The sequence below is a fragment of the Desulfurococcaceae archaeon MEX13E-LK6-19 genome (genome assembly GCA_029637525.1).
Taxonomy (GTDB): domain Archaea; phylum Thermoproteota; class Thermoprotei_A; order Sulfolobales; family Desulfurococcaceae; genus MEX13ELK6-19.
This window is the reverse complement of the sequence record CP072660.1, coordinates 741,002-755,124: the sequence shown is the minus strand read 5'-3', so window position 1 is coordinate 755,124 and position 14,123 is coordinate 741,002. Positions and strand designations below refer to the sequence as shown.

The 14,123-nt window shown below is 41.8% G+C and carries 12 protein-coding genes and 1 tRNA gene; 6 read left to right on the top strand and 7 right to left on the bottom strand.

The features are described from left to right. Positions 1–2: 2 nt before the first annotated feature. The 6 genes from cadA to J4526_04285 all read right to left on the bottom strand — a co-directional run bounded on the left by cadA (position 3) and on the right by J4526_04285 (position 4,890). The gene (gene cadA / locus J4526_04310) at positions 3–1,958 is read right to left on the bottom strand and encodes a cadmium-translocating P-type ATPase (GenBank protein WFO76324.1); all 1,956 of its coding nucleotides are present in this window, start codon (positions 1,956–1,958) and stop codon (positions 3–5) included. Between the two features lie 104 nt (positions 1,959–2,062). Continuing rightward, positions 2,063–2,521, bottom strand: a complete 459-nt coding sequence (locus J4526_04305; GenBank protein WFO76066.1) for a molybdenum cofactor biosynthesis protein MoaE — start codon at positions 2,519–2,521, stop codon at positions 2,063–2,065. Position 2,522: 1 nt separating this feature from the next. Further along, positions 2,523–2,774, bottom strand: a complete 252-nt coding sequence (locus tag J4526_04300) for a MoaD/ThiS family protein (GenBank protein WFO76065.1) — start codon at positions 2,772–2,774, stop codon at positions 2,523–2,525. Between the two features lie 59 nt (positions 2,775–2,833). Further along, positions 2,834–3,193, bottom strand: coding sequence for a hypothetical protein (locus tag J4526_04295; protein ID WFO76064.1), 360 nt, complete (start codon positions 3,191–3,193; stop codon positions 2,834–2,836). A gap of 151 nt (positions 3,194–3,344) precedes the next feature. After that, on the bottom strand, positions 3,345–4,001 hold the full coding sequence (locus J4526_04290; GenBank protein WFO76063.1) for a methyltransferase domain-containing protein: 657 nt from the start codon (positions 3,999–4,001) through the stop codon (positions 3,345–3,347). 178 nt (positions 4,002–4,179) lie between these two features. After that, positions 4,180–4,890 carry a CPBP family intramembrane metalloprotease gene (locus tag J4526_04285; protein ID WFO76062.1) on the bottom strand — a complete coding sequence of 237 codons (711 nt, stop codon included), beginning with the start codon at positions 4,888–4,890 and terminating at the stop codon, positions 4,180–4,182. Positions 4,891–5,305: 415 nt separating this feature from the next. Here J4526_04285 and J4526_04280 point away from each other — a divergent pair. The 6 genes from J4526_04280 to J4526_04255 all read left to right on the top strand — a co-directional run bounded on the left by J4526_04280 (position 5,306) and on the right by J4526_04255 (position 11,900). Next, positions 5,306–5,384: transfer RNA gene (locus J4526_04280), tRNA-Gly, on the top strand. Positions 5,385–5,876: 492 nt separating this feature from the next. Continuing rightward, positions 5,877–7,193: a BMP family ABC transporter substrate-binding protein gene (locus tag J4526_04275; GenBank protein ID WFO76323.1), complete on the top strand. Its 1,317-nt coding sequence runs from the start codon at positions 5,877–5,879 to the stop codon at positions 7,191–7,193. A 76-nt stretch (positions 7,194–7,269) separates the two neighbouring features. After that, positions 7,270–8,826, top strand: coding sequence for an ABC transporter ATP-binding protein (locus J4526_04270; protein WFO76061.1), 1,557 nt, complete (start codon positions 7,270–7,272; stop codon positions 8,824–8,826). 25 nt (positions 8,827–8,851) lie between these two features. Next, on the top strand, positions 8,852–9,961 hold the full coding sequence (locus J4526_04265; protein WFO76322.1) for an ABC transporter permease: 1,110 nt from the start codon (positions 8,852–8,854) through the stop codon (positions 9,959–9,961). Then, entirely contained in the window at positions 9,958–10,860 is a 903-nt protein-coding gene (locus J4526_04260) for an ABC transporter permease (GenBank protein ID WFO76060.1), read from the top strand. Before J4526_04265 ends, J4526_04260 begins: the two co-directional genes overlap by 4 nt. A 173-nt stretch (positions 10,861–11,033) precedes the next feature. Then, positions 11,034–11,900, top strand: coding sequence for a hypothetical protein (locus J4526_04255; protein WFO76059.1), 867 nt, complete (start codon positions 11,034–11,036; stop codon positions 11,898–11,900). Here J4526_04255 and J4526_04250 read toward each other — a convergent pair. Beyond that, positions 11,897–14,110, bottom strand: a complete 2,214-nt coding sequence (locus J4526_04250) for an elongation factor EF-2 (protein WFO76058.1) — start codon at positions 14,108–14,110, stop codon at positions 11,897–11,899. The genes J4526_04255 and J4526_04250 overlap by 4 nt on opposite strands. Between the last annotated feature and the right edge of the window lie 13 nt (positions 14,111–14,123).

Below are 14,123 nucleotides of genomic sequence, written 5' to 3'. Positions count from 1 at the left end.
TGTTATTTTAGTAGGCTTGCATTAATTGCAACGATTACTGTACTTAGAGACATTAAGAGAGCACCAAGTGCTGGTGGTAGAAGGAATCCGAAACCGTAGAACACCCCTGCTGCAGCGGGTATAGCAAAAGCATTGTATCCTGTTGCCCATAACAGGTTCTCTTTTATCTTTCTATACGTTTTCTTCGACAAGACTATAGCCTTAACAACATCTCTTGGATCACTTCTTGACAACACTATATCAGCTGATTCAATAGCTATATCGGTTCCAGCACCAATAGCTATCCCTACGTCAGCTTCCATTAAAGCTGGTGCATCGTTTATGCCGTCACCAACCATGGCTACAACATATCCTTTCTCTTTAAACCTCTTGACAATCTCGACTTTCTCGTGAGGAAGAACCTCTGCATAAAACTCATCTATACCTAGTTCTTCAGCTACTTTCTTCGCTACAGCCCTATTGTCTCCAGTAATCATAACAGTCTTGATACCCATTTTCTTCAATTCACTAATTGCTTCATATGATTCCTTTTTCACAATGTCCGATAAGGTGATCGCTCCTACTACAGTATTATCAACAACTACAAATACTACAGTCCCTTCACCAGCATTTGGAATACTCTCCACAGGTATTTTAGCAGACTTGATATAACTTGGTCCTACAACCCTTACTATAGTACCATCAACCCTACCTTCAACACCAATACCAGGATAAGATTTGAAGCCATCTACCTTACCGGGTTTTACACCATTGTTTTTAGCGTACTCCACAATACTTTTCGCTATAGGGTGACCACTATGTTGTTCCACTGAAGCAGCAAGATACAGCAACTTCTCTTTATCGTAATTCTTGTCTAGAATAATTACATCTCGCACCCCTAGGATTCCATGAGTCAAAGTACCTGTTTTATCAAATACAACAAGGTTAACACTCTTTGTTTTCTCAAAAGCAATCCTATTTCTAATAAGTATTCCATTGCTTGCAGAAAGAGCTGTTGAACGAGCAATAACAAGCGGTATAGCTAGCCCTAGTGCGTGAGGACAAGTAATCACCATTACTGTTACCGCTCTTTCCAAAGCAAAAACGAGATCATATCCCATTAGGAGCCAAGCATTAAATGTTATGAAGCCGCTTGACAGCGCTATTATTGTGAGCCATTTAGCCGCCCTATTGGCTAGATCCTGAACTCTTGATTTGCTCATCTGTATTTTCTTTACGAGCTCAACTACTTGAGCTAGATATGTTTCTTTACCAACACTAACCGCCTTGACAACAATGGAGCCATCGAGATTAATTGTTCCAGCTATTACCTTATCTCCAGGCTTCTTGGATACTGGAAGTGATTCCCCTGTAACAATTGATTCATCAACACTCGTAGTACCCTCGACAACAACTCCATCAACAGGTATTTTCTCACCAGGTTTCACGATTACTTTATCACCAGGCTTTAATGTAGAAACATCCACATCAACAATACTACCATCATCCCTGACTAGATGTGCCTTCGTGGGCAATGCCTTGACTAGCTTCTCTAATGCTTTAGAAGCACCTGCAACAACTTTCATTTCAATCCAGTGCCCAAGAAGCATTATATCAATAAGTGTGGCAAGTTCCCAGAAGAACATCTTACCTGGTATAAGGAATACGACCATAGAGCTGTAGAAATACGCTACAGAAATAGCTACACCAATTAGTGTCATCATGCCAGGCATTTTGTTTCTTAATTCTAAGACGAGTCCTTTTAGAAACGGGTATCCGCCATACAGATATACTATTGATGCTAGTAACCATAGTATAGTATTCTGCCATGGTATAATAATACCTATACCTGTAATAGATCTTATGCTTGGTGATAATAGTATTATTGGAATAGTGAGAGCAACTGATACGATCAGTCTCTTTTTATACTCCTCGGCCATGCCTTCATGTTTACCGACATGTTGTTCTTCATGGTGCATATGTTTTTTCTCATCATGACTAGCATCAATATGATGAGGATCCAACACCTTACGTCTCCCAATCAAATGTATAACTTTGTTATATATTTGGGTGATAAAATATTTTACTTTTTCTCTTTCTTTTCTCTCTTGACTCTATTTTTATCGCCTAGAACCCAGTATTCGCCATCGTCTCTTTTTTCGAGCTTAAATATGGGGACTTCATGTTTTACTCTTTCCAGTATTCTCCTTGCTTTTTCGAATGCTTTCGTTCTGTCAAGAGCTGATACGAATACGTAGATGGTTGGTTCACCCGGCTTTAAATCACCTACTCTATGATAAACAACAATACTCAAAACGCCATCCTCTTTTTCTTCATTAATAATTTCTTGTAGTTTCTTCGTGGCATACGGTTCGTAAGCTTGGTAATCAAGTTCGTTAACAGTATGTCCTTCAACAACTCCTTTAACATAACCTATGAAAACTACTAGTGCTCCAGCACCTTCACCATATGTTCTAGCAATTATGTTTTTTACAACTTTATTGATGTCTATTTCTTCTTTAACTATTCTTCCTTCGAACATGTCATCCACCCGATGCAGGGGGCATAAAAGCTACTTCATCACCATCATTAATTATTTGTCCGGGCTCCGCTTTCACCCCATTTATTAAGACCACTATAGGAAACCTCTTTTCTAGATCTCTTAGCTTAGGATATTTACTATAAACAATCTCCTTGAAATCATTAAGTTTAATAGGTGAAGAAACCTCTACAAAATCCTCGTCAACACCAACAATATCGGCAACCAATGCAAGAAACTTTACCTTAACTCCCATTATACAATAACCTCGGGGGGCTTGATTAATAGACAAGATATCATAATCACTCTAGGGTTTTAGTAAAGTTTTTTCTTGAATATCTTCTCTTCAATAAACTTCATTATTTCTTCATCACTTCTGATAGCTGAACAAAGACTGCAGAAGTCCTTATAGATCATCTCAGTATTATCCTCACGATAAATCTTATCAGCTATCTCTTCGACGAGCTTCATGATTTTCTCATTACTACGAAGAATATCGAGTGCTTGCTTCCCGCGTTTCGAGTGAAGATAATAACTTATTGCAGGTTGTGTAATACCTAGTTTCCTGGCTACATCAACTTGTGTCATCTTATATTTCTCAATAAGAATAGAAGCTATCAACGCTCTTAAAGACGGTATTAACGTCTTTGAAGCAATTTCGCAAAACGTACGCAATATATGCACACCCATTTTCTACTCTACTAATAACTTCTATAGCACATACACATTAATAACACTATTTATAATTTAGGTTACTACAAATATTTATAACAAACATTGTAACTAACCAACTTATTGGCAAAATACAGATTAGCTATATGGTTATTCATAACTTTTTCCTAAATATAAGCAAGTAGTGCAATAGGTGCCCGTATTTGTTGACTAGTCTAAAACCTGTCTTCGCACACCATTTGATCACTGTTTTTCTTCTCGGGCAATCAGGGTCTGGCAGGAACTCGCCTATCGCCAACAAACCTTCATCCTTTATAACCCTCTTAATTTCAAGTAATGCTTTCTCTTTATTAGGTAATTCACCAAAAACAGCAACCATAAAAACTCTATCAAATACCCTTTCTCTAAACGGAAGATCTAGTGCCGAACCAACTATTGGTTCTACATTGAATATATTATTCCTTCTGAGTTTATCGCGAAGTTTAAAGATCATAATAGGCTCTATATCAATTGCAACAATTCTCCCATTTGATCCAGCACGTTTAGCTGCTTCGATAGTAAAGGTACCAGGGCCAGGTCCTATCTCCAGAGCAAGCATACCATTCTTTATATCGATCCAGCCAACAACTTTTGAAGGGGACTGTATTCTTCTCCTAATAGGATTATCGATAAAACGCCCGATGAACACGGGAACAGGGAAGTGAATATAGTGACGCAGAATCCTGATAATAACCTCAACAAAAACAATCCAGATAATTATGATAGCAAAAATCCATAAAAGAATAGACATAATCAGAGAGAACTCAAGCATATTTTGCACCATTGCATTCAATTAGCTGTAGTTTCTCTTCTGCAGAAAACACTTGGTTCTAGATCTTATTTTTCCCTATTCTTATTTTATGATTAGTGTTTAAGACTAGTATATCATTCATGATATAGATCTACCATTTGATGAAGTACTTTTACTACCATAATAGTCTCATTGGAGGCTAGTATGGTTGTAGCAGTGCTGGGATGATCATGTAGGCGAAGATATTATTGAGGGCATGCATTAAGATGGCAGGATATAGGCTACCTGTTCTGAGATATAGATAAGACGGTATTAGAGACCATAGGAAGATGAATATCATTGCCCCCGGTCCTATGAGGGCATGAATGCTAGCGAATACTAGCGAAGATATACAGATAGCTAATGGCACACTCCCTATTCTCTCTAAGAACGCAGTCAGTAAGTAGCCGCGGAAAAACAGTTCCTCGACTATAGGAGCCAGTAGGACGGCGACAATTATTACCAGGCACCAGTCCATCAACGAGGAATACACGAATCTCTCTTCACTCCACCAAAACATCCCAATACCAACCACCCTAGTAATAGCCTCAATGGCTGGGTACAAGAGCATGGCTACAACGAACCCAGCGACTGCGTATGCAATCCATGTCGCTTTGAGACCACCCTTCATCCCCAAGTCTGATATCTTTACACCTCTTTTCGACAAGAGGTGTATAGTAACAACCAACCCAAGTAGTAGTCCAATTTCATGCATCGTCATGGCGAATACATCGACACTAATACCCCACTTCTTTAGTAAGAGACAGGGATCACCCCTAACTATGGACCCTAAGATCGCGAATACAATGACTGTAAGGACTAGTCCCGACCAAGCAAAAGGCAAGTATTTAAGGGTCAAGCGTTTTGACATAACGCCCACCACATAGACAGTACAAGTATATCACAGTATATCATATATTTTACATTCATATTTTGTTTATAGTTTATGTTATTCACACAACCATAAAACCATCCCTAGTGAACTAAAAGACTAGAGAAGTAAAATGACCTAAGTTACTGCTCTTAAAGCCTTAGGTAGCTTTTATGAATATGCCATACCCATACAAGAAGTAATACACACAATAGAAAAAGTCTATACCTACTAAGTCTGCGTCCACAAAATTTATTGATAGACACATATCATGCTTTGTGATCAGCACTCAAGACCCATTTCATCGGCTATTTGCCTCATCTTCGCCGAGCTCATCACCCGATTTTATTCATTCTTCTTTAAGCCTTAATAAAACATATAAATCCTTGGAGAAGAGAGTGTTTACCGGGTCTGTGCGGCGGTCGTCTAGCCTGGACTAGGACGCCGGCCCTCCAAGCCGGAGATCCCGGGTTCAAATCCCGGCCGCCGCACCAATTATCGCATGCCTTATTACTTTATTTATCATGACAATATTACCGCACGTTACTGTACACTTAAACTAAATTATACTATGGTATTAGACAATTGTTATTCATTAATATTTGCTAAAAATTGTTGTTTACGGTAAACTATTCATGAAGTAGTACATAATTAATAGAAATGTAGAAACGCTGAGGAGCAATATTCTCTAACCCCATATCATTAGTTAAGTAGTTTTTCATTTTTCTTAAGTAAAAAATTTCTAGCACTTCAGAAAAAGTTTTATGTTGTTGTATAATGTATGTCTTTGTTTTGTAGTTTTATTTAGCAAAGTTTTTATTGTAATAATGGTTTTCTCCCTAAGGTTTTTATCCGCGTCCTATGGAAATTATACCTAGTAAATAGGTCTACAGTTGTGCAGGGTGTTGAGTGTGAAAACTGGAGCCCTAGTTGCTATATTCATTGTCCTCTTAATAGTAGTAGGAGCAGCAGCATTCTACATAGGAATGCAGTATGCGCCGAAAGAAGAGGTTACTGCAGCCGCCGAGTATACACCACCAGAGAAAGTCCGTGCAGCGTTTGTCTACGTAGGACCAGTCGGCGACTTCGGATGGACATTCCAGCATGACATTGGTAGAAGAGTTGCTGAGGAGCTCTTCGGCAAAGACTGGCTAGAGACAACATACGTCGAGAGTGTTTCAGAGGCACAGTTGTCAGAGACCATTGACAACCTGATATCACAGGGATACAACGTAATCTTTACAACATCATTCGAGTTCATGGACAAGACCATCGAGGCTGGTAAGAAGTATCCAGACAAGTTCTTCTTCCACTGCAGTGGTTACAAGAGGTACAAGAACGTTGGTACCTACTTCGCAGACCTATACCAGATCTACTACCTCAACGGCCTCATTGCTGGTGCTCTAACAAAGACCGGTAAGATCGGTTACGTAGCAGCTTTCACTATACCCGAGGTAGTCAGGCACATCAACGCCTTTGCTATTGGTGCCAAGGAGGTTGGTGAACAGCTAGGCAAGAACATTACTGTCTACGTAATACAAATCGGTGCCTGGTACGCTCCAGACAAGGCTAGACAAGCCGCACAGACACTAGTAGAGCAGTATGGCGTAGACGTAATCGCCTACACTGAGGACTCAACAGCAATAATTGAGTGGGCTCAGAACCTCTACGAAACCGAGGGCAAGCTAGTCTACGTATTCAGCCACTACAGCCCAGGATACTCCAAGGGACCAGACGTTGTACCCAGCGGACAGCTAGTTAGATGGGAGGTAATCTACGTAGACATCCTAGCAAAGATCAAGGCCGGCATCTACACACCATACAACCTAGAGAACGTTGACTACTGGTACCTACTAAACACTGGTGCTGTTGAGCTAGGTGCCCACATCTACGAGAACGGCAGTGTAATGATGATCAACCCGAAGTTTGTCCCAGAACTCAAGAACATCAAGGTTAAAGACAAGCTAACAGGCGAGGAAGTCAGCGTATACGACTTAGTCATGCGTAGATACGAGGAGATGAAGAACGCCTTCATGCTAACACCACTACAGCTAACAGCTGTAACACACAAGTACGAGAATATTGCTACAATCAAGCTCAACTACGGTACAGAAGACAACCCAAGATACATTGACTACCCAATCGCAGCAGTATTCGACCCATTCACAGGGCCACTAAGCGGATACATGAAGGATGAGCCAAGCAAGAAAGTAACCATACCAGAAGGACAGAGACTAGGTCACGACGACCTCTGGGAGATGCAGTGGTTTGTTGACTGGGTAGTATTCAAGGGAGCCATCTAGTCTCCCTAGCCCAGTAGAGTCATTTAAAACCCCAACATACCAGTAAATACAGTATATAGCGGTAAGAGGTGGTATAGTGACTGCCGCCGACACCCAATCTAAACATGTTTTTTCTTCTTCCCCTTCCCCTTCTGCCAAGGGCGAGCCAATAATAGTATTGAGAAATATAACAAAGAGATTCCCAGGAGTCGTAGCCTTAGACAAAGTGTCTATGGATGTTAGAAAAGGCGAGGTGCTGGCACTTCTAGGAGAAAACGGTGCCGGCAAATCAACACTAGTCAAGATACTATATGGAATATACATGCCCGACGAAGGAGAAATAATTGTTGAGGGAAGAAAAGTTACAATAAGTGATCCAAGAGATGCCATAAACCTCGGTATAGTAATGGTCTCCCAGTCACCACAAATAATAGACTCGCTAACAGTTGCAGAAAACATAATTCTTGGGCTAAAACAATACGGGGTCTTCACACCAGTATCCAAAGTAGTAGACTACATAAAGAAGACTAGCCAAGAAATCGGAATCAAAGTAGACCCCAAGACACCTGTCTGGCAGCTAAGCTATACACAGAAACAGCTAGTAGAAATAATGAGGGCAATCCTCCTAGGCGCCAAGGTACTAATACTAGACGAGGCAATAACCTACCTGCCTCTCGAGGAGAAAAAGAAGTTCTACAAATTCATAAGAGCCTTTGCCGACAAAGGCGGAAGCGTCATACTGATAACACACAAAATCTACGAGGCAATGGATGTCGCCGACAGAATAACAGTACTAAGACTAGGACGTGTAGTGGGAACTGTTGAGAAAACAAAAGTCACAATCGATGACGTCCGCAAACTCATGTTTGGAGAAAGATCAGCCGAAATAACCTATGAGAGACTACCATTATCGAAACCCGAGGACAAAGTAGTACTAGAAATCAAAGACGTATGGGTTCTAGGAGACTTCGGCGAATACGCCGTCAAAGGAGTCAGTCTGAAGATTAGAGCCGGGGAAGTAGTTGGTATAGCTGGTGTAGCAGGAAACGGTCAGAAAGAACTCATACAAGCAATAGTTGGTTTAAGAAAGATATCTAAAGGAAAAGTATTCTTCGAAGGAAAAGACGTCACAAACAAGGGTACAAACGTAATACGTAGAATGGGTACCGGATACATACCAGACATACCAGCCCGTTATGGAGTATCCCTAGACAATACTATTGAAGAAAACATAGCGATAATACCAGTATTCACGAACTTCATCATTGACTGGAATAAAATAAGAGATCTTGCGAAAAAGCTTATTGATGAATACAAGATTATGACGCCTTCCTCTACTACACCAGTCAAACTATTATCTGGAGGTAACATAATGAAGGTACTCGTATCAAGAGAACTTACAGCCGCAAAGAAGCTACTAATAGCCTACAACCCAACAAGAGCACTAGACGAGGCAACCGCTATTAAGGTAAGGAAAATAATCAAAGAAAAAGCAATGAAGGAAAAGATAGCCGTGTTATTCGCCTCAGAAGACCTAGACGAAGTATTCCAGATGAGCGATACTATAGCAGTAATGAACTCTGGCAAAATAGTTGGTGTATTCCCCGCAGAGAAAGCCAAGAGAGAAGAAGTCGAGAAACTCATGGTGATGTAGCATGGCCGGCTCTCCTCTCCCTAAAATAATCGTGTTAAAGAGAGTTAAGCCAATCCCCTATAGTGGAGTAGTAATTCCAGCAGCATCACTAGTCTCAGGACTAATACTGGCAACAATAATACTATGGGCTCTTAAGGGAATACCACCAGTAGCCCTATTCTGGAATATCATAGAATCATTCAAAGCACCATCAGTAGTAAAAGACTTCCTGATACTCTCACTAGTAGGTATAGCACTACTAGTATCGTTCACTGGAGCAGTATGGAATATTGGTGGAGAAGGACAAATCCACATGGGCATGATGATCGGAACCTACATAGCATTATTCACTGCCCTAGCCAATATACCGATACTAGCGAAAATCGTTATAGTGATAGCCGCTGCAATACTAGGGTCTCTCTGGGCAGCACTAGCTGGTGTCTTGAGGGCATACGTGAACATAGATGAAGTACCAATAACACTGATGCTAAACTACATAGCATACTATATCCTCGACATCCTAGTATACGGTCCCTGGAAAGGCAAGTACACCTATGGATACATTAGAACAGATGAGATCCCATACGACTTATGGTTTGTCAGAATAAAGCCAAGCACTGCGACTATTGAGGCAGTCATACTGTTCGTACTAGTATTTGCTGGCGCCTGGTTCCTGCTAAAGAACACAAGCATAGGATTGAGAATAAGAGTACTAGGCTCAAACCCACAGATACTAAGGTCCGCGGGAATCAGCGTCCCATTAACAATAGTAATCGCTTTAGCAATCTCTGGCGGCATAGCTGGTATTGTCGGAGCAGTATACCTTCTAGGAGACACTCATAGATTATCCTATCCACTAGAGGAACACACAGCGAACTATGGATACCTAGGAATACTTGTAGCATGGTTGTCAATGCTTGACTTGAAGGCAATACCTGTAGCAGCATACATAGTAAGTGCACTAAGAAACACTGGTATAATGCTACAAATAGCGAAGCTTGGTGGCATCGAGATAATGCTCATATTCATTGGTTCAGTACTACTAACGTACACTATAGTCAGTGTCATGAGCGAGTACACAATCAAGATTGTTTTGCCGACAAGAAAAACAAGCGAGGAAGAGGCCGTGGAAAAGAAGGAGGTGGTTAAGAAATGAACATCGCCGAGATACTCTTAGACACAGCCCCGGTATTCATAATGTTCTACTTGACGGCACTAGGACACGGATTCTTCGAGAAATCAGGAGTACTCAATCTAGCGATCGACGGACTATTCATACTATCTGCAGCAACAGCGTTCGCGGCGGCAGTCTACAGTGGTAATCCATGGATTGGCGTTGCAACAGCAGCAGTAGTCGCAGCATTATTCGGTGCATTCCTAGCATACATAACGACAAAACTACCGATAAGCCATGGCGCAGCAGGACTATCACTGATGTTCCTTGGATACGGTCTAGCATTAACAATAGGAGATCCAGCATACTCCTATGTCTCAGTACACGGTATAAGAGGATACAACATAACACCAGTAGGCATAGTGCCAGTACTAATGTATGTTATACCGATAGCCATAGGAGTACTACTGCTATACGTGCTAAACTATACTAAACTAGGAGCAGCCATAAGAGCAGCTGGAGAAAACCCGCACGCAGCTGCAGCACTAGGCGTCGACGTACTTGGAGTAAGAATTATCGCTGGACTCATAGGCTACGCGCTAATAGGCGCTGGAGGAGCATTCTTCGTACTATCCTACGTTGGCAGCTGGAACCCCAAGCTATACTACCTAGGCTATGGATGGATAGCATTCGCTATATCATTATCAGCCGGCAGACACCCATTGCTAACAGCACTTAACGCAGGAATCTTCGCAGGACTAATCAACTACCAGTTCACAATCCTAGCACTATACGGGCTACCAACAGACGTAGCAAAGATGCTACCATTCATAGCTGCAATACTTGCCATGGTAATATTCAACGTGACACCACTAAGGAGAAAACTAGCTCCACCAGCAAGCCTAGGGAAGATATACTTCAAGGAAGAAAAGACCGTTTAAACCCAACATATTTTTTCTTTTTCCTCTTCTCTTCTTCTCCTTGAGTAACATGTATTTGATACTATACACGGAAAATCATGAAGCCTAATAGGATAAGCTTTATGATAAGTAGAGTGAATAATCCTTTAGCGACCAGGTATTTCAAAGTCTTAGCCAAGTGAGGTAGCATGTTTATGGATAGGAGAAACTTGGGGATAATACTGATATTCATTGGTGTGCTCTTGATAGCTTTATCCTATACTCTTATAGCGCGCGAGGAGCCTCAGACATTCGAGTACAGTGAAGAACATACTATACCACCGGAGAGATATTATAGGTCCTGTTTACCCCTAGTTGAGGGAGACAACATTACTATTGTTGTAAACACGAATAATAGTATAGGACTAGCTTTTACGCCGGCTGATACCGTATATGATGTTCTAGCCAAGAAAAGCTATAGCAACATCTCAGCACCACAAGGAGTATATTCTACGGTAATAAACACTACCCAAGACTACTGTTTATTACTGATAAATAACGGGGACAATGATGTCAGTGTATCCTATACAATGAATATAACTAGATTAACATTTGTCGAACCAATTCCCTATGTATCAATAACAGGCCTAGTTCTCGTGGGTATAGGTATCGCTGTACTCTACTCTATTCCACTAAGTAAGGCGAAGGAGTATAGTGATATTATTACTGGAGACAACATTGTTTGTAGAACAAAGTCTCTAAATAAACATGAGTGTGTAATCACCCTGCCAAGTATTAATGAGGAGTCTCTAGAAAGAATAGTAGAGCATATGACAAGCAATCTTGGGTACAGAGAGAAGAAAAGACTGGGAGATACCATAGTTTTCCTTGAGAAGAAGGGTAGTATTCTTCCGACAAATAATTATTCGAGAAAGAGGAGAAGCGTAATAGTATCTATTGAGCCAGGTATCCTTAGACTAAACTACATTATTTCAATGGCGTCAGCTTCAGGGCCAATGGATTTAGAGGGAATATACAATGAGGTAAAGACTTTGGAAAAACTGTTTATAGAAAACCTTTAGAATCCAATGAAGTCTTCTGGCTTCGGTGGTTCTGGTTTCAGTCCTTTCCTCTCTCTAATCTTCTTCACTATATCCAACAGCATTGAGTCTGGTACTGGTGCCCATCTACTGAACTCCTGACCCCAGAGTGCTTTACCAGCTGTTGCTCCACGTAGTGCTTCTGCTAAGTCAAATGTCTCTGCTACGGGTATCTCTGCAATAATCCTCACAGTGGGTCCTTGTTGTAGTACTTGTAGTATCTTACCTCTTCTCTTAGAGAGAACCGATGTTATGTTACCCATGTACTCCATTGGTGCCCTTATGTCAAGTTTCTGTATAGGCTCTAGTAGTGTTGGTTTAGCTGTCAACATACCAGCGTAGATAGCGTTCCTCACTGCTGGATAGATCTGGCCGGGTCCTCTGTGTGCTGGGTCTTCGTGTATGATTGCATCATGTAGTACTACTTTTACTCCTCTAACAGGCTCCATGGCTAGAGGTCCTTCTCTCATAGCTAGTCTGAATCCTTGTATAATGGTGTCCTTTACTTCACGTAGGTGCTGTACACCTGTTGTCAAGTCCACGAAGACGTTTATGTTCTCGTCAATAGCCCATATCCTCCTGGCTTCATCATAGCTCCATCCTGCTTCGTCTCTAAGTATCTTAGCTCTCTCCCTTGGGTCCATGTCCTCCGTTATAATGCCCTGGTGTATGAGCTCAATAGTCTTCTCGTCAAGAGGCTCAACATGTATGTATAGCTTGTTGTGCTTGTTCGGAGACTTGCCCTCGAATATCTGGCTCTTTGCACGGATACTCTCACGGTATACTATGATTGGTGGTGATACATCTACCTCTAGACCGAATCTCTCTTTGAGGAACGTCAAAGCAATCTCGATGTGGAGCGTGCCCATACCGCTGAGGAGGTATTCGCCTGTCTCCTCGTTTATCTTGACTACGAGACTCGGGTCTTCAATGCTTAGTTTGTGTAGAGCATCAATGAGTTTCGGCAGGTCTCTTGGGTTCTTTGGCTCGATAGCGACTGTTACTACTGGTTCACTGAGGTATCTTAGTCTCTCGAATGGAACCATTGTGTCCTTGAAGTCTACAGCTACTACGGTTTCTCCGGCTCTGGCTTTATCAAGGCCTAGAACTGCGGCAATGTTACCGGCAACTATTTCGTCTGCAAGCTCACGGTATGGACCCATATAGAGGCTTACCTGTAGTATCTTCTTCTTGTCTCTAGCGTTAACAAGCCATACTTCCTCACCAGGTCTTAGTGTACCGGAGAATACTCTACCAGTAGCGACGAGTCCAGCGTGTGGGTCGACTCTGATGTCGTTGATAAGCATTACGAGAGGCCCGTTGGGGTCTGCCTCAAGCATTGCCTTACCTATTTCTGAGTTGAGGTCTCCTCTCCATATCTTTGGTATTCTGTATTTCTGCGCCTCCTTGGGGTTAGGCACGAACTTTACTACCATGTCTAGTATTGCTTCATGCAGTGGAGCCATTTTCTGTACTTCTTCAATAGCCTCTTTGGATCCCTTGCTATAGGCTGCAACAATGTCACTGAACTTTATACCCCTGGCTTGTGCCATCGGGACAGTGAAGCCCCACCTGTCCTTAGCGCTGCCAAAAGCAACCATACCTTTAGCTGGGTCAAGAAGCCATTTTGATTTGAACTCCTTGTCAGCATACATCTGGATGAGAGCATTAACCTCCTTGATTATCTGTACGAATCTCTGCTGTATCTCAGAGGGGCTTAGCTTGAGCTCCTTGATTAAACGGTCCACTTTGTTTATGAATAGGAGTGGTCTAACACGCTCCTCGAGAGCTGTCCTCAAGTACATCTCGGTCTGTGTCATAACTCCCTCTACAGCATCGACAACAAGTATAGCGCCGTCTAGTACTCTAAAGCTCCTAGTTGTTCTTGAGCTAAAGTCTACGTGACCAGGTGTGTCGATAAGGTTGATGACGTAAGCCTTGCCTTTGTACTCGTGGTAAAGGCTTATGTTAGCTGATTTAACGGTGATACCTCTTTTCTGCTCGACATCAAGGTAGTCTAGAGCCAGTGCTTCACCAGCAATTCTCTCAGAGATAATACCAGCTGCTGCTAGCAATGAGTCTGATAGAGTTGTTTTACCGTGGTCTACGTGTGCAGTGATACCTATGTTTCTAACGTGGTCAAGGTTCTTCATTAACTTAAGTATCTCAGTTACTTGCTTGTATCTAACCATACTCGATCAACCC

Excerpts from the sequence above, each read along its gene's own strand:
- cadA (WFO76324.1), bottom strand. The coding sequence starts at position 1,958 with ATGCACCATGAAGAACAACATGTCGGTAAACATGAAGGCATGGCCGAG.
- J4526_04305 (WFO76066.1), bottom strand. The coding sequence starts at position 2,521 with ATGTTCGAAGGAAGAATAGTTAAAGAAGAAATAGACATCAATAAAGTT.
- J4526_04300 (WFO76065.1), bottom strand. The coding sequence starts at position 2,774 with ATGGGAGTTAAGGTAAAGTTTCTTGCATTGGTTGCCGATATTGTTGGT.
- J4526_04290 (WFO76063.1), bottom strand. The coding sequence starts at position 4,001 with ATGCTTGAGTTCTCTCTGATTATGTCTATTCTTTTATGGATTTTTGCT.
- J4526_04285 (WFO76062.1), bottom strand. The coding sequence starts at position 4,890 with ATGTCAAAACGCTTGACCCTTAAATACTTGCCTTTTGCTTGGTCGGGA.
- J4526_04275 (WFO76323.1), top strand. The coding sequence starts at position 5,877 with ATGCAGTATGCGCCGAAAGAAGAGGTTACTGCAGCCGCCGAGTATACA.
- J4526_04260 (WFO76060.1), top strand. The coding sequence starts at position 9,958 with ATGAACATCGCCGAGATACTCTTAGACACAGCCCCGGTATTCATAATG.
- J4526_04255 (WFO76059.1), top strand. The coding sequence starts at position 11,034 with ATGGATAGGAGAAACTTGGGGATAATACTGATATTCATTGGTGTGCTC.
- J4526_04250 (WFO76058.1), bottom strand. The coding sequence starts at position 14,110 with ATGGTTAGATACAAGCAAGTAACTGAGATACTTAAGTTAATGAAGAAC.